The organism is Halomonas campaniensis (assembly GCF_014193375.1).
In the GTDB taxonomy this organism is placed as follows: Bacteria; Pseudomonadota; Gammaproteobacteria; order Pseudomonadales; family Halomonadaceae; genus Halomonas; species Halomonas campaniensis.
Window position 1 is genome coordinate 77,362 of sequence record NZ_JACHZF010000017.1, and the last position, 14,193, is coordinate 91,554.

General features: G+C 69.8%; 15 protein-coding genes. 8 read left to right on the forward strand and 7 right to left on the reverse strand.

The window, feature by feature from the left end:
• Window positions 1-11: 11 nt before the first annotated feature.
• The 4 genes from pstA (at window position 12) to BDK63_RS12520 (ending at window position 3,035) form a co-directional block, all read left to right on the forward strand.
• Window positions 12-1,178: a phosphate ABC transporter permease PstA gene (pstA, locus tag BDK63_RS12505; RefSeq protein WP_183332448.1), complete on the forward strand. Its 1,167-nt coding sequence runs from the start codon at window positions 12-14 to the stop codon at window positions 1,176-1,178.
• 34 nt (window positions 1,179-1,212) lie between these two features.
• Complete coding sequence (gene pstB, locus BDK63_RS12510) at window positions 1,213-2,052, forward strand: phosphate ABC transporter ATP-binding protein PstB (RefSeq protein ID WP_246386081.1); 840 nt, start codon at window positions 1,213-1,215, stop codon at window positions 2,050-2,052.
• Between the two features lie 145 nt (window positions 2,053-2,197).
• Window positions 2,198-2,605 (forward strand): arsenate reductase ArsC, encoded by a 408-nt coding sequence (locus BDK63_RS12515; RefSeq protein ID WP_183332452.1) that lies wholly within the window; start codon window positions 2,198-2,200, stop codon window positions 2,603-2,605.
• A gap of 64 nt (window positions 2,606-2,669) precedes the next feature.
• Window positions 2,670-3,035 (forward strand): metalloregulator ArsR/SmtB family transcription factor, encoded by a 366-nt coding sequence (locus BDK63_RS12520; RefSeq protein WP_183332454.1) that lies wholly within the window; start codon window positions 2,670-2,672, stop codon window positions 3,033-3,035.
• A 228-nt stretch (window positions 3,036-3,263) separates the two neighbouring features.
• Here the strand turns inward: BDK63_RS12520 and BDK63_RS12525 are convergent, their stop codons facing one another.
• From BDK63_RS12525 to arsB, 5 genes are all read right to left on the reverse strand, one after another.
• Window positions 3,264-4,448: a thiolase family protein gene (locus BDK63_RS12525; protein ID WP_183332456.1), complete on the reverse strand. Its 1,185-nt coding sequence runs from the start codon at window positions 4,446-4,448 to the stop codon at window positions 3,264-3,266.
• Window positions 4,449-4,550: 102 nt separating this feature from the next.
• Window positions 4,551-5,753 (reverse strand): MFS transporter, encoded by a 1,203-nt coding sequence (locus tag BDK63_RS12530; protein ID WP_221202605.1) that lies wholly within the window; start codon window positions 5,751-5,753, stop codon window positions 4,551-4,553.
• 84 nt (window positions 5,754-5,837) lie between these two features.
• A complete protein-coding gene (locus BDK63_RS12535; RefSeq protein ID WP_183332458.1) occupies window positions 5,838-6,641 on the reverse strand; it encodes a universal stress protein in 804 nt (267 codons plus the stop codon).
• A gap of 4 nt (window positions 6,642-6,645) precedes the next feature.
• Window positions 6,646-6,939, reverse strand: a complete 294-nt coding sequence (locus BDK63_RS12540; protein ID WP_183332460.1) for a CC/Se motif family (seleno)protein — start codon at window positions 6,937-6,939, stop codon at window positions 6,646-6,648.
• A 3-nt stretch (window positions 6,940-6,942) separates the two neighbouring features.
• Window positions 6,943-8,028 (reverse strand): ACR3 family arsenite efflux transporter, encoded by a 1,086-nt coding sequence (arsB, locus tag BDK63_RS12545; RefSeq protein ID WP_221202606.1) that lies wholly within the window; start codon window positions 8,026-8,028, stop codon window positions 6,943-6,945.
• Window positions 8,029-8,153: 125 nt separating this feature from the next.
• On the opposite strand from arsB, the gene BDK63_RS12550 reads away from it, so the two are divergent.
• Together BDK63_RS12550 and BDK63_RS12555 are read left to right on the forward strand one after the other, a co-directional pair.
• Complete coding sequence (locus tag BDK63_RS12550) at window positions 8,154-8,777, forward strand: ATP-binding cassette domain-containing protein (protein ID WP_183332462.1); 624 nt, start codon at window positions 8,154-8,156, stop codon at window positions 8,775-8,777.
• Window positions 8,768-9,571 carry an ABC transporter permease gene (locus BDK63_RS12555; RefSeq protein ID WP_183332464.1) on the forward strand — a complete coding sequence of 268 codons (804 nt, stop codon included), beginning with the start codon at window positions 8,768-8,770 and terminating at the stop codon, window positions 9,569-9,571. The genes BDK63_RS12550 and BDK63_RS12555 overlap by 10 nt, the downstream gene beginning before the upstream one ends.
• Here the strand turns inward: BDK63_RS12555 and BDK63_RS12560 are convergent, their stop codons facing one another.
• Complete coding sequence (locus BDK63_RS12560; RefSeq protein ID WP_183332466.1) at window positions 9,572-10,345, reverse strand: alpha/beta fold hydrolase; 774 nt, start codon at window positions 10,343-10,345, stop codon at window positions 9,572-9,574.
• Window positions 10,345-11,532: an acetyl-CoA C-acyltransferase gene (locus BDK63_RS12565; RefSeq protein ID WP_183332468.1), complete on the reverse strand. Its 1,188-nt coding sequence runs from the start codon at window positions 11,530-11,532 to the stop codon at window positions 10,345-10,347. Before BDK63_RS12565 ends, BDK63_RS12560 begins: the two co-directional genes overlap by 1 nt.
• Window positions 11,533-11,689: 157 nt before the next feature.
• Between BDK63_RS12565 and BDK63_RS12570 the strand changes: the two genes are divergently transcribed.
• Together BDK63_RS12570 and BDK63_RS12575 are read left to right on the forward strand one after the other, a co-directional pair.
• Window positions 11,690-12,259, forward strand: coding sequence for a TetR/AcrR family transcriptional regulator (locus BDK63_RS12570; protein WP_183332470.1), 570 nt, complete (start codon window positions 11,690-11,692; stop codon window positions 12,257-12,259).
• 256 nt (window positions 12,260-12,515) lie between these two features.
• Window positions 12,516-14,189, forward strand: a complete 1,674-nt coding sequence (locus BDK63_RS12575; RefSeq protein ID WP_183332472.1) for an AMP-binding protein — start codon at window positions 12,516-12,518, stop codon at window positions 14,187-14,189.
• Window positions 14,190-14,193: the final 4 nt, after the last annotated feature.

A 14,193-nucleotide genomic window follows, 5' to 3' on the forward strand; every position in this document is an offset into this window, starting at 1 on the left:
GAATCGCCAAGATGAGTCAATCCTTCGACGAGATCAGCGCCCAGCTGCGCAAGCGACACCGCCAGTCGGCGCGGCTCAAGTGGATGTCCCTGGGCGCCCTGCTGCTGGCGCTGGCCTTCCTGGTGGTGTTCTTCGCCGACATGCTCGGCAAGGGCCTGCCGGCCTTCCAGCAGGCGCAGGTCCAGGTCGAGGTGGACTACAGCGAGCAGGCCAGCCAGCTGCCGCTGGCCGCCGTGGACGAGGAGGTGCGAGACCTGGTGAGCCGCGGCTGGCTGCGTACCCTCCCCATGCAGATGCGGGACAACCCCGAGCTGCTCGGCACCACCCGCACCGAGTGGGTGCTCGCCGACGGCCAGGTGGACCAGTACCTCAAGGGCCATGCCAGCCGTCTGCGCGACGACGCCAAGGCCCGCGTCGACCGGCTGGTCGAGGAGGGGCGCGCCGAGCTCAAGTTCAATACTACCTTCTTCAGCCGCGGCGACTCCAAGATGCCGGAGCTGGCAGGGATCATGTCGGCCGCCATGGGCACCGTCATGACCATGCTGGTGACCCTGGCCGTGGCCTTTCCGATCGGGGTGATGACGGCGGTCTACCTGGAGGAGTTCGCCCCTGACAACCGCTTCACCCAGATGATCGAGATCAATATCAACAACCTGGCGGCGATCCCCTCGATCCTCTTCGGCCTGCTGGGCCTGGCGATCTTCATCCAGTTCTTCGGCATGCCGCGCTCCTCGCCGCTGGTGGGGGGCATGACCCTGGCGCTGATGACCCTGCCGATCATCATCATCTCCACCCGCACCGCGCTGCGCAGCGTGCCGGACTCCATCCGCCACGCCGCCTTCGGGGTCGGCTGCTCGCGCTGGCAGGTGGTGCGCGACCACGTGCTGCCGCTGGCGATGCCGGGCATCATGACCGGGTCGATCATCGGCCTGGCCCAGGCCATGGGCGAGACCGCCCCGCTGATCATTGTCGGCATGGTGGCCTTCATCCCGGACGTCAGCGCCACCTTCACCAACGCGGCGACCGTGCTGCCGGCCCAGATCTTCACCTGGTCGGGAGAGCCCGATCGCGCCTTCGTCGAGAAGACCGCCGGCGGCATCCTGGTGCTGCTCTCGGTGCTGATCTTCCTGAACGCCACCGCGGTGGTACTGCGCAAGAAATTCGAGCGTCGCTGGTAGGCACCGGCACGTCACAGAGGACATCGACATGAACATGCAAACCGCTCCCCGTGCGTCCCATCCGGCCGGCAAGCCCGAGGTGGGCCAGCCCCATACGCGCAACGAGTCGGCCTGCCACGACCTGAGCATCCGGGTCCGTGACCTGAACCTCTGGTATGGCGAGAGCCAGGCGCTCAAGGGCCTGGACATCGACATCTTCCAGAAGAACGTGACCGCGCTGATCGGTCCCTCCGGCTGCGGCAAGTCGACCTTCCTGCGCTGCCTCAACCGCATGAACGACCTGATCCCCGGGGTGCGCATCCGGGGGCTGGTGGAGATGGATGGTCGCGACGTGAATGCGGCGAAGATGGATGAGGTGGCGCTGCGTCGCCGGGTGGGGATGGTCTTCCAGAAGCCCAATCCCTTCCCGAAGTCGATCTACGAGAACGTCGCCTATGCACCCCGCATGCATGACATGGTCAGCCGCAAGCCCGAGCAGGACGACCTGGTGGAGAAGGCGCTGCGGGATGCCGGCCTCTGGGAGGAGGTCAAGGACAAGCTGCAGCAGCCGGGCACCTCGCTCTCCGGCGGCCAGCAGCAGCGCCTGTGCATCGCCCGGGCCATTGCCGTGCAGCCCGACGTGATCCTGATGGACGAGCCCACCTCGGCGCTGGACCCGATCTCCACGGCGACCATCGAGGACCTGATGGACAAGCTCAAGTCCCAGTTCACCATCATCACCGTGACCCACAACATGCAGCAGGCGGCACGGGTGGCGGACTACACCGCCTTCTTCCACCTGGGCGAGATCATCGAATACAACGACACCAAGACGATGTTCTCCAACCCGGCGACCAGGAAGGCCGAGGACTACATCACCGGGCGCTACGGTTGACGGCACCGCTGCTGCCAGGCGTTATCGACGGGGAGGCTCAGGCTTCCCTGTCGTCTTGAGAGGCTGCCGTTGAATGGCCGGCTGTCATCGGATCGACATCCAGTGGCGCTATATATGGGGTTCCATATATTGTCGGAGCTCCACCATGTCCAAACAGCGCGTGCTCTTCCTGTGCAATGCCAACTCCGCCCGCTCGCTGATGGGCGAGGCGCTGCTGCGCCACCTGGCCGGCGACCGCTTCGAGGCCTGCAGCGCCGGCAGCGAGCCCGACGCGCCCCAGGCCCAGGCCCTGGCGGCGCTGCAGCAGCAGGGCATCGCCACCGAGGGGCTGGCCAGCAAGTCGCTGGATGAATTCGCCGGCGAGGCGTTCGATGCGGTGATCGTGCTCTGCGACAAGGCCCAGCAGGCCTGCCGCGACTGGCCCGGCCGGACGGAGCAGCGGCTGTTCTGGGATATCCGCGACCCGCGGTTGATCGGACGGGCCGATGCCTACGAGCAGGCGCTCCAGGAGATCCGCCGTCGCCTGATGCTGTGGCTCGAGCTCCATCGCTGAGCCCCCTGGCCGCGACGGGGGCGCGCAGACACTTCCATGACGCTGGGGTAAGATATTGTCCTCGATGATTTCCGCGGGAGCTTCCGTGAGCCCGACGACGTTCTTCAAGTGCCTGGGCGACGATACCCGCCTGACCCTGACCCTGCTGACCCGCCGCGAGGGTGAGCTGTGCGTCTGCGAGATGACCCACGCCCTGGAGGAGTCCCAGCCCAAGGTGTCCCGCCACCTGGCGCAGCTGCGCAACTGCGGCCTGCTCAGCGATCGTCGCGAGGGCCAGTGGGTCTACTATCGCCTGGCCGAGGCCCTGCCGGCCTGGGCCGTCGAGATCCTGTGCGCCGCCGATACGGGCGAGCGGGCACGGCTCGATGCCCTGCAACGGCGACTGGGTGGCATGGGCGATCGCCCGGAGCGCCGCGCCGCGCTGTGCTGATCAGCGCTTCGGCAGCGCCTGGAGCTCCTCGCTGATGGTGACCTTGCCCTAGACGAGGATCTCGTCGTTGGCGCCCAGCGCCAGCAACACCCACCCGGAGGCAAGAGGCAGAAAATCACCTGCTCCCGGGCGCACCGGTGGGTCAGCCGGATGCCTTCCTGCAGCGCACTGTCGAAGCGCTCGCTTCCGCCAGCCGGGAAGGTGGCGGAGAGAGGCGTCTGGCTGGGCTCAGAGGCCTTCCAGCGCCAGGGCGATGCCCTGCCCACCGCCGATGCACAGGGTGACGATGCCGCGGCGCTGGCCGTTGCGCTGCATGCCGTGCAGCAGGCGGGTGGTCAGCACCGCACCGCTGGCGCCGATGGGGTGGCCGTGGGCGATAGCGCCCCCCTCGGGGTTGACGATCGCCTCCGGCAGGCCGAGCTCTCGCTGGCAGGCCAGGGCGATGGCGGCGAAGGCCTCGTTGATCTCCACCCGCTCCAGGTCGCCCACCGACCAGCCGGCGCGCTCCAGCGCCTGCTTGACCGCCGGGACCGGGCCGATGCCGAAGTAGTCCGGATCCACGGCGCCGACGCCGAAGGCCACCAGCCGGGCCATGGGCGTAAGGCCCTGCTTCTCGGCCCAGTCGCGCTCGGCGACGATCATCGCCGCCGCGCCGCTGTTGAGCCCGGGGGCATTGCCGGCGGTGATGGTGCCCTCCTTGCGGAAGGCGGGCTTGAGTCGGGCCAGGGACTCCGCGGTGGTATCGCCGCGGTTGTGCTCGTCCCGGGCGAAGGTGGTGGTGCCCTTGCGGCTGGTGAGCTCCACGCCGGCGATCTCGGCGTCGAAGTGGCCGGCCTCCTGGGCCTTCGAGAAGCTCAGCTGGGAGCGCAGCGCCCAGGCGTCCTGGTCGTCGCGGGAGATGGCGTAGCGGGTGACCAGGTCCTCGGTGTGCCAGCCGGCGTGCTTGCCGCTGAAGGCATCGTTGAGGCCATCGAAGAGCATGGTGTCGTGCATGGTCACGTCACCCATGCGGGCGCCCCAGCGGCCCTGGGGCAGCACATAGGGGGCGCGATCCATGTTCTCCATGCCGCCGGCGATGGCGCAGTCGGCCATGCCGCTCCAGATCTCCATGGCGGCGCTGGCAATGGCCTGGGCGCCGGAGCCGCAGACCCGATTGACGGCAAGTGCCGGGACCTCCACCGGCAGCCCGCCACCAATGCCGGCCTGGCGGGCGGCGTTCATCTTGCAGCCGGCCTGGATGACGTGACCCATCACCAGCGACTGCACCTTGTCGGCTGCCAGCCCGGAGCGGGAAAGGGTCTCCTGGATGACCCGCGCGCCCAGGTCGGGTGCCGGGGTGTCCTTTAAGCTGCCTCCGTAGGTGCCGATGGCGGTGCGCACGGGATGGCAGATGACGACGTCGCGAGTTGACATGGTGAACCCCCTATTGCGATACGCGAGATGCGTAACGATGTGATACCCCGTATAGCACACCCCTGGCTCGACCGCCGTGATAAGCATCAAGGCTGCCGGGGGTCAGCGCGTGCGGCTCTCGGCGGGGGCGTGGGTAGTCGTCAGCGGGCGCAATACCCACAGGCCGAGCAGCGGCCCCGGCAGCAGCCACCACAGCACCCAGGTGCCCTGGAGCTCCCACAGGGTAGTGGTGAGCGAGATGGCCGGGATGGTCAGGGCGAAGCCCACGGCGTTCATCACCGCGAGGGTCGAGCCTACCCGCTCGCGCGGCGCGCTGGCTGCGGCCAGCGCCGAGAACTGCGGCGAGTCGGCGATCACGGTCAGCCCCCACAGCGCCAGCAGGCCCAGCAGCAGCCCCGGCGGCAGCCAGGTCATCAGCGGGTAGGCCAGGCAGATGAGGCCCGAGGCGGCCAGGGCGCGGCGCGCCACCCACAGGCTGCCGAGCCGGCGGCTCAGACTGCCGCCACCCACGCAGCCGGCAAGCCCCAGGGCGATGACGGTGAACGACAGCCAGGGAATCCAGGCGGGCGGGGCGCCGAGCCGCGCCACCTCGCGCGCCACCAGGAAGGGGGCGAGTGTCCACAGGGCATAGAGCTCCCAGCAGTGGCCGAAGTAGCCACCGGCCACGGCACGGAAGCGCCGCTCGCGCAGGGCCGACAGGCCGTCGAGCAGCCGGGCCCTGCCGCTGGATGGCGGCAGATGCGACCCATCCCCCAGGGCGAGGATCAGGGCGCCGCCCGCGAGGGCCAGCAGCGAGGCGCCCAGCAGGGGCCACTCCCAGGGCAGGCCCAGGGTGGCGCCGCGCAGCAGGTGGGGCAGGGCGGTGCCCAGGGTCAGCATGCCGACGAGCCAGGCGAGCGCCGCGCCGGTATGCCGCGGCGTCCAGCCGATCACCAGCTTCATGCCCAGGGGGTAGATGCCGGCCAGGCAGAGCCCGGTCAGCAGGCGCAGGGTGATCGCCAGGGACATCTGGTCGGCCACCAGCACGAAGCCGGCGTTGGCCAGGGCGCCGGCCAGGCAGGAGGCGGCGAAGATCCGGCTGGCGCGAAAGCGGTCGGCCAGGCCCGTGGTGGCGATGAACAGGGTGCCGGCGATGAAGCCCGCCTGCACGGTCAGGGTCAGCCGACCCAGGTCCGCCTCGGTAAGGCCCAGGTCCCGGGAGAGCGACAGCCCCACGCCGTTGACGGAGAACCACAGCGAGGTGCCGAACAGCTGGGCGAGCACGATGACGGCCAGGGGAGAGCGCCGGATCAGGGGAGTGGTCATGTCCCTATCATTCCTCCTGCCGCCCCCCGCTGGCAAGGTGGCGAAAGCCCCGAAGCGAAAGCCCCGGTGCGAACGCCTGATGGCTCAGCCGCCCCGGGGCACCACCAGCACCGGGCAGTGGGCATCCCGGGCGATCGCCTCGGCGGTGCTGCCCAGCAGGAACTCCTGGATGCGGTTGCGCCCGCGCTTGCCGATCACGATCAGGTCGACCTGTTCGCGACGGGCCTCCTCGACGATGGCATGGCGCGGGTCACCGTCCAGCACTCGTGTCTCGAGGCCCTCGATCCTCCGGGCGATGTCGTCCAGATGGTGCTGGGCGTCGGCTATCTCGCGATCGCACCCCTCGGAGGCGCAGGTGGCGGTCACCGCCAGGCGGCGCTGGAAGCGCGGGGCGAGCCTTGCGGCCAGGGCCTCGGCGCCGCCCACGGCGTCGGAGCCGTCGGTGGCCAGCATCATCAGCCGCGAGTCGGCGCCGACCAGCGCCTCGGCCACCGGCTCCAGCCACAGCGGCTGCGCGGTCAGGCGGGCGGTATCCAAGGCCGTGCTGCCCAGGAAGAACTCGTGCAGGCGGTTGTGGCCGCGACAGCCCAGCAGCAGCAGGTCGGCCCCCAGGTCGCTGGCGGCCTCGGTCAGCACCGCGCCGGGCTCGCCGCTGCGTACCTCGGTGTCGATCGTCAGCCCCGGGGCGGCCAGGTCGCCCGCGAGCTCCTTCAGCCTGGCCTCGTAGTGGGGGCGGTGGGTCTCCTCCGGGGTGGCGGGGTAGCGCGAGCTGAGCACGTGGACCAGCGTCACCCGCTCGGCGCCCCAGCCGGTCAGCCTTTTCAGGCGCGCCTGCAGCAGCGGCCAGGCGGGGGAGAAGTCCACGGCGACCAGGATGTGCTTGAACATGGGGTTACTCCTTGGAACGGGTGGGGGAGGCGCCCTCGACGAAGAGATGCCTGAGGCCCAGGAAGCCCTCGACGTCGAGCCTCAGGCCCTGGTCGACCAGCGTCGGGTCGATGTGCACGGTCACGCCGTCGAGGTCGAGGCGGGTGTAGCGCTCCGGCGCCTCCGGGGCCCGGGCCTCGGCCACCGCGATATCGGCCCCGCCGCCGCAGCAGCCGTGACGGGGCGAGAGGCGCACCGTGGCCACACCGCCCTTGGTCTTCAGCCACGCGCGGGCCCGGTCGCTGACCTCGATGGCCATGGGTCAGCCCCTGGCCTCGGCCGGGGCCTCGGGGAAGTGGTGCCGGGTCTTGTTGGCGATTCGCACCAGCGCCAGCATCAGCGGCACCTCCACCAGCACGCCCACCACCGTGGCCAGCGCCGCCCCGGACTGCAGGCCGAACAGCGCGATGGCGGCGGCCACGGCCAGCTCGAAGAAGTTGCTGGCACCGATCATCGCCCCGGGGGCCGCCACGTTGTGGGGCACCTTCCACGCCTTGGCCCAGCCGTAGGCGATGAAGAAGATCAGGAAGGTCTGGAGGATCAGCGGGATGGCGATCAGCACGATATGCAGGGGGGTGGCGATGATCACGTCGCCCTGGAAGGCGAACAGCAGCACCAGGGTGATGATCAGCCCGATGGGGGTGATCGGCCCCACCTTCTTCATGAAGACGTTGTCGTACCACCCGATGCCGCGGTGGGCGATCAGGGTGCGTCGGGTCAGGTAGCCGGCGGCCAGCGGGATGACGATGTAGAGCACCACCGACAGGGCGACGGTATCCCAAGGCACCTGGATGTTGGAGACCCCGAGCAGGAAGACCACGATGGGGGCGAAGGCGAACAGCATGATCAGGTCGTTGAGGGCGACCTGCACCAGGGTGTAGGCGGCGTCACCCCGGGTCAGGTAGCTCCACACGAAGACCATGGCGGTGCAGGGGGCGGCCCCCAGCAGGATGGCGCCGGCCAGGTACTGGCTGGCCAGGGGCTTCGGGATCAGCGGGGCGAACACCACCATCAGGAAGAACCAGGCGATGGCGAACATGGTGAATGGCTTGATCAGCCAGTTCACCGAGGTGGTGATGATCAGCCCCCTGGGCTGGCGACGCACGCCGAGCACGGCGGAGAAGTCGATCTGCGCCATCATGGGAAAGATCATCGCCCAGATCAGGATCGCCACGGGGATCGACACCTGGGCGTATTCGAAGCGCGAGAGCGTCTCGGGCACCGCCGGGGCGAACTGCCCGAGCAGCACCCCGGCGACGATGGCCAGCGCCACCCACACCGAGAGAAAGCGCTCGAAGCGCCCCATGCCCTCGGCGACGCTGGGGGATTCGGTGGCGGTATCGGACATCGTGTGCTCCTCGACTCGTGGGTGTGAGGACAATATATATGGTTTTCCATATATTGAAAGGCCCGCATCCCCGGTGGCGCCGGCAGGCCTGCTATCATGCAGCCTCCCGACGCTGAGGATGCCCCGTGACTGCCAGTTCGACCCTGCGACTCGATGCTGTGGCCATCGGCACGCTCACTGACGTGTCGCTGGCCGTCCCGCCCGGTGAGATCCACTGTCTCTCCGGTCCCAGCGGTTCCGGCAAGAGCCGGCTGCTGCGTGCCGTGGCCGACCTCGAGCCCCATGTCGGCCAGGTGTGGCTGGGAGAGCTCGCCCAGTCGTCGCTGCCCGCCCACGCCTGGCGCGCCCGGGTGATGCTGGTGCCGGCGGAGAGCCAGTGGTGGGCGGACAGCGTCGGCGAGCACCTTCCGGCGCGTCCCGCCGTCGAGGACCTGGCGGCGCTCGGCTTCGACGCCAGCGTGCTGGATTGGCAGGTGTCCCGTCTCTCCTCGGGCGAGAAGCAGCGTCTGGCGCTCCTGCGGGCCCTGGGCCAGGCGCCCTCGGCGCTGCTGCTCGATGAACCCACGGCCAACCTCGACGATGCCACCACCCGCCGGGTGGAGGCTTGGCTGGTCGAGCGTATTCGCCAGCGCGGCTGGCCGGTGATCTGGGTGGCCCACGACCGTGGCCAGATCGCCCGGGTGGCGAACCGCCACTGGCGGATCGATGGCAGCAAGCTTCGGGCCGAGGAGGTGGCGCCATGGAGGTGATCCCGCTGGCCTGGTGGCAGCTGGCGTTGGCCGCGCTGATGGTGGTGGGGCTGGCCGGCTGTACCGCGGCCCTGCGCCTGGGGATGAGCCGCAGCCTGCTGATCGCCGCGCTGCGCACGGTGATCCAGCTGGGGCTGATCGGCCTGGTGCTGGAGGCGCTGTTTGCCGCCGAGCGGCTGCTGTGGGTAGTGCTGATGGCGCTGGCCATGCTGCTGATCGCCGGCCGGGAGGTGATGGCGCGCCAGAAGCGGCGCCTCGGCGGCGGCTGGGCCTTTGGCATCGGCACCCTGGCGATGTTCCTCTCCTCGTTCACGGTGACCGTGCTGGTCCTCACCGTGATCATCGGCCCCGACCCTTGGTACCGGCCCCAGTACGCCATCCCGCTGCTGGGGATGCTGCTCGGCAACACCATGACCGGCGTGGCCCTGGCGCTGGATCGCCTCACCGACAGCGCCTGGCGCCAGCGGGCGGTAATCGAGAATCGCCTGATGCTCGGCCAGCCCTGGCAGGTGGCGATCGGCGACATCCGCCGCGAGGCGATGCGCAGCGGGCTGATGCCGATGATCAACGCCATGGCCGCCGCCGGGGTGGTCAGCCTGCCGGGCATGATGACTGGCCAGATCCTGGCCGGCACCGCGCCGGGGCTGGCGGTGAAGTATCAGATCCTGATCATGTTCGCGATCACCCTGGGCACCGGCTTCGGCACCCTGGCGGCGGTGGCCGCGGGTAGCCGGCGGCTCTTCGACGGCAGGGAACGGCTGCGCCTCGATCGGCTGGTGGCGCCGCGGCGCTGATCAGGGGCGGGAGAGGAACCTCGCCACGATGTCGGCGAGCACCTCCGGGCACTCGCGATGGGGCACGTGGCCGCAGGGCAGCAGGTTCGGCTCGGCGGGCCCGGGGGTCCGGGATGCGATGCGCCGGGGCTGGGCCAGGGAGCCGAACTCGTCGTGTTCGCCATGGATCGCCAGGGTCGGGCAGCGCACCCGGGGCAGGGCGTCATCCAGATGCCAGTCGCGAAAGGCCTCGGAGTGCCAGTTGTCGACCCAGCTTCTCAGCACCCACTCGGCCTTGTCGCCGTGGTAGCGCTCGAGCCGGCGCATCGCGCCCGGCTCGGCGAAGGCCGCCTCCGCCTCGCGGATGCCGGCCAGGGTGCGCGGCTCGAGGTAGGCCTGGGCCGCCACGGTGATCAGCGCCTCGCAGCCGTCGGCGTGCTGTCCCGCCGCCTCGATGGCCATGCTGCCGCCCACGCTGTGGCCGAGCAGCGAGAAACGCTCGAGCGCGAGGCTCTCGCGCAGGGTGGCGAAGGTCTCGAGGGCCTCGTCGGTGACGAAGGTGGCCGGCTGGGGGCCGGGACAGGGCGCCGACTCACCGTAGCCGACGCGGTCGTAGGCGATCACCTCGCGGCCGCTGGCCTCGGCCAGCAGCGCGGGGAAGTCGCGCCACAGGGCGATGCAGCCCAGCGAGTCGTGCAGCAGCACGATGGGGCTGCCTGCCGGTGGTGTGCCCGCCGGCCGCCAGCGGGCGACGTGGATGCCGCCCGCCGGCGTCTCCAGGGTGAAGGCCGTCATCAGTCGACCAGCTCGACCGCCACCGCGGTGGCCTCGCCGCCGCCGATGCAGAGGCTGGCGATGCCGCGCTTACCGCCCTTGGTGCGCAGGGCGTGGATCAGGGTGGCGATGATCCGCGAGCCGGTGGAGCCGATCGGGTGGCCCTGGGCACAGGCGCCGCCGAAGACGTTGACCTTGTCGTGGGGGATGTCGAGCCCGTCCATGGCCAGCAGGGTGACCACCGCGAAGGCCTCGTTGATCTCGAAGAGGTCGACGTCGTCCACCGTCCAGTCGAGCTTCTTCATCAGCTTGTCGATGGCGCCCACCGGGGCGATGGTGAACTCGCTGGGGTGCTGGGAGTGGGTGCTGTGGCCCAGCATGCGCGCCAGCGGCCTGGCACCCAGGCGCTCTGCCGCGTCCCGGCTTGCCAGGACCAGCGCCGAGGCGCCGTCAGAGATGGAGCTGGAGTTGGCCGCGGTGATGGTGCCCTCCTTGGCGAAGGCGGGACGCAGCGAGCGGATCTTGTCCAGCTTGGCCTGGAAGGGCTGCTCGTCGTGGTTCACCACGCTCTCGCCCTGGCGGGAGGTGACGGTGACCGGGGCCATCTCGGCGTCCAGGTGGCCGGCATTGGTGGCCGCCATGGCGCGCTCCAGGGAGGCGATGGCGAAGTCGTCCAGGCGCTCGCGGCTGTAGTCGCGGGCGGTGGCGACGTCCTGGGCGAAGACGCCCATCAGCTTGCCGGTCTCGGCGTCCTCCAGGCCGTCCAGGAACATGTGGTCCTTGAGCTCGCCGTGGCCCAGGCGGTAGCCGGTGCGCGCCTTGGTGAGCACGTGGGGGGCGTTGGACATGGACTCCATGCCGCCGGCCAGCATCACCTCGGCGCTGCCGGCGCGGATCAGGTCGTGGGCCAGCATGGTGGCCTTCATGCCCGAGCCGCACAGCTTGTTGATGGTGGTGGCGCCGATGCCATCGGGGATGCCGGCCTGGCGCATGGCCTGGCGGGCCGGACCCTGCTTGACGCCGCCGGGCAGCACGCAGCCCAGGATGCCCTCGTCGATGGCGGAGGCCTCGATGCCGGCGCGCTCGATGGCGGCGCGGATGGCCACCGCGCCGAGCTCGGGGGCGGTCATGCTGGCCAGGCTGCCCAGCATGCCCCCCATGGGGGTGCGGGCGGCGGAGAGGAAGACGATATCGCTGGAGTGGCTCATGGTGGTTCTCCCGATGTGGCGTGCGGTTCCCGATGGAGCCGCCTTGTGATTGTAAGTCGAGATCGCGGGTTGGCCCGCGCCGCGTTGACCCGTCCGCGGGGCTGTGGTTTTCTCAGGGTCAACCAAGCAAGCGCTAGTGTAAACGTCGATGAATGTAATGAATGAGTCCCCGCGCCGCAAGGAACTGACTCGCCTGGCCGCCCAGCTGTTCGTCCAGGAGGGCTTCGACCGCACCACGGTGCGCATGCTGGCCCAGGAGATGGGCATCAAGTCCGGCAGCCTGTTCCATCACTTCCGCGACAAGCAGGAGATCCTCACGGCGGTGATCGAGGAGGGGACCCAGAACGCCCTGGTCATCGCCAGGGACGCCCTTGCCCGATGCGACCACAGCGCCTCGGCCCGGTTGCATGCCATGGCCCGCGCCCACCTCGAGACCCTGCTCACCGACCGCAACGCCCACGTGGTGGCGCTCTACGAGTGGCGGCGGCTCGACGCCGAGGCGCGCTCCCACCTCAGCCACCTGCGCGACGCCTACGAGGCGCTGTGGGAGCAGGTCATCGACGAGGCCCTGGCCGAGGGGCTGATCCACGGCGACCGCTTTCTGGTGTCGCGCTTCGTGATGGGCGCGCTCAACTGGACGGTGCGCTGGTACGACCCCGCCGGCCCGCGCACCCCGGACGACCTGGCCGACGAGTTGGTGGCCATGATCACCCGCCGCCCCGCCTGAGCTCTCCCGGACCCCACGCGGGCCGCCGCCCGGCGGCTCGCTCGACCATGGTCTAGTCGCCTTTCTCCCGCCAGGGGTTGCCCTGCCTCGTGCAAGTTACTACGTTGTACCGAGCGCTTGCTAGGTTGACGCTTACGTCAACTGCATATAACACGGTAGACAGATATAACACGGTAGAGAGGCCCGCACGCCGGCGCCGATCCCTGCCGCCGCCTTGGCCGACAACAAGCACAACCCGCGAGAGGGCAGTCACTCCATGAGCACCCAAGCGAACCTTCCCGATTACCGGACCTACCTGGAAACCTTCTCCGTCGACGACGTGATCGCCCGGCTCGACGATCACCGGGACGGCAAGGCCAACGCCTTCGAATCCTGCTGCGGACGCCACCTGCGCGCCGGCCGGGGCGAGGTGCTGGCGCTGGTCCACGAGGACACCCAGGGCAACGTCAACACCCTGACCTATGCCGAGCTCGAGGCCGAGAGCGCGAAGCTCGCCGGCTGGTTCGCCGAGCGCGGCCTGGGCGTGGGCGACCGCATCGCCTGCATGCTGCCGCGCTCCCCCCAGCTGCTGGTGGCGGTGCTGGCCACCTGGCGCATCGGCGCCGTCTACCAGCCGCTGTTCACCGCCTTCGGCCCGGACGCCGTGGACTACCGCCTGGGCCGCGCCGACACCAGGCTGGTGATCACCGATCACGCCAACCGCTTCAAGTTCGACGGCCTGACCCAGTGCCCGCCGGTGCTGGCGGTGGGCGGCCCGGACGCCGACCACGGTGACGACCTGGACTGGGCCGAGGCCCTGGCCCACTCGCCCATCGAGGCCAACCCGCCGCGCCTGGGTCGCGACGCGCCCTTCCTGCAGATGTTCACCTCCGGCACCGTGGGCAAGCCCAAGGGCGTGGCCGTGCCGCTGGCCGCCATGCCGGCCTTCGCCCTCTACATGGAGCTGGCCGTCGACCTGCGCGAGACCGACCGCTTCTGGAACATGGCCGACCCGGGCTGGGCCTACGGCCTCTACTACGCCATCGCCGGGCCCCTGCTGCTGGGCGTCACCACCCACTTCTGCGAGGCGGGCTTCTCCGCCGAAGGGGCGCTTGACTTCATGAAGCGCCACCGCATCACCAACTTCGCCGCCGCGCCTACCGCCTACCGGCTGATGAAGGCCTCCGGCCTGTTCGACGACGCCCACCAGACCCTTGAGCTGCGCGCGGCGAGCTCCGCCGGCGAGCCGCTCAACACCGAGGTGGTGACCTGGGTGGAGCGCTCCCTGGGTTGCCCGGTGATGGACCACTACGGCCAGACCGAGACCGGCATGACCTGCAACAACCACCACGCCCTGGACCACCCCAAGCACGTTGGCGCCATGGGCGTGCCGATGCCGGGCTACCGCCTGGCGATCCTCGACGCCGAGTACAACGAGCTGCCCCCGGGCGAGCCGGGCGTGCTGGCGGTGGACATCAAGAACTCCCCGGCGCACTTCTTCGCCGGCTACACCTGGCAGGAGAAGCACCCCTTCGCCGAGGGCTACTACCTGACCGGTGACGTGGTGATCCGCAACGAGGACGGCACCTTCCAGTTCGCCGGCCGCGATGACGACATCATCACCACCGCCGGCTACCGGGTGGGCCCCACCGACGTGGAGAACAGCGTGATGACCCACCCGGCGGTGGCGGAGTCCGCCGCCGTGGGCCAGCCCGACGAGATCCGCGGCGAGATCATCAAGTCCTACGTGGTGCTGCGTGAGGGCTTCGAGGCAAGCGACGAGCTGGCCGACGAGATCCGCAAGCAGGTCCGCGAGCGGCTCTCCACCCACGCCTTCCCGCGGGTGATCGAGTTCGTCGAGGAGCTGCCCAAGACCCCGAGCGGCAAGATCCAGCGCTTCAAGCTGCGCGCCGATGCCGTCGACAAGGCCGATGCGGCGCCCGCCAAGTAACCCA

What these genes read in the sequence shown, in the direction of transcription:
- BDK63_RS12515 (WP_183332452.1), top strand. Translation starts at nt 2,198, where the DNA reads ATGTCCAAACAGCGCGTGCTCTTCCTGTGCAATGCCAACTCCGCCCGC.
- pstA (WP_183332448.1), top strand. Translation starts at nt 12, where the DNA reads ATGAGTCAATCCTTCGACGAGATCAGCGCCCAGCTGCGCAAGCGACAC.
- BDK63_RS12560 (WP_183332466.1), bottom strand. Translation starts at nt 10,345, where the DNA reads ATGACGGCCTTCACCCTGGAGACGCCGGCGGGCGGCATCCACGTCGCC.
- arsB (WP_221202606.1), bottom strand. Translation starts at nt 8,028, where the DNA reads ATGTCCGATACCGCCACCGAATCCCCCAGCGTCGCCGAGGGCATGGGG.
- pstB (WP_246386081.1), top strand. Translation starts at nt 1,213, where the DNA reads ATGCAAACCGCTCCCCGTGCGTCCCATCCGGCCGGCAAGCCCGAGGTG.
- BDK63_RS12565 (WP_183332468.1), bottom strand. Translation starts at nt 11,532, where the DNA reads ATGAGCCACTCCAGCGATATCGTCTTCCTCTCCGCCGCCCGCACCCCC.
- BDK63_RS12575 (WP_183332472.1), top strand. Translation starts at nt 12,516, where the DNA reads ATGAGCACCCAAGCGAACCTTCCCGATTACCGGACCTACCTGGAAACC.
- BDK63_RS12570 (WP_183332470.1), top strand. Translation starts at nt 11,690, where the DNA reads ATGAATGAGTCCCCGCGCCGCAAGGAACTGACTCGCCTGGCCGCCCAG.
- BDK63_RS12525 (WP_183332456.1), bottom strand. Translation starts at nt 4,448, where the DNA reads ATGTCAACTCGCGACGTCGTCATCTGCCATCCCGTGCGCACCGCCATC.
- BDK63_RS12530 (WP_221202605.1), bottom strand. Translation starts at nt 5,753, where the DNA reads ATGACCACTCCCCTGATCCGGCGCTCTCCCCTGGCCGTCATCGTGCTC.
- BDK63_RS12555 (WP_183332464.1), top strand. Translation starts at nt 8,768, where the DNA reads ATGGAGGTGATCCCGCTGGCCTGGTGGCAGCTGGCGTTGGCCGCGCTG.
- BDK63_RS12520 (WP_183332454.1), top strand. Translation starts at nt 2,670, where the DNA reads ATGATTTCCGCGGGAGCTTCCGTGAGCCCGACGACGTTCTTCAAGTGC.
- BDK63_RS12540 (WP_183332460.1), bottom strand. Translation starts at nt 6,939, where the DNA reads ATGGCCATCGAGGTCAGCGACCGGGCCCGCGCGTGGCTGAAGACCAAG.
- BDK63_RS12535 (WP_183332458.1), bottom strand. Translation starts at nt 6,641, where the DNA reads ATGTTCAAGCACATCCTGGTCGCCGTGGACTTCTCCCCCGCCTGGCCG.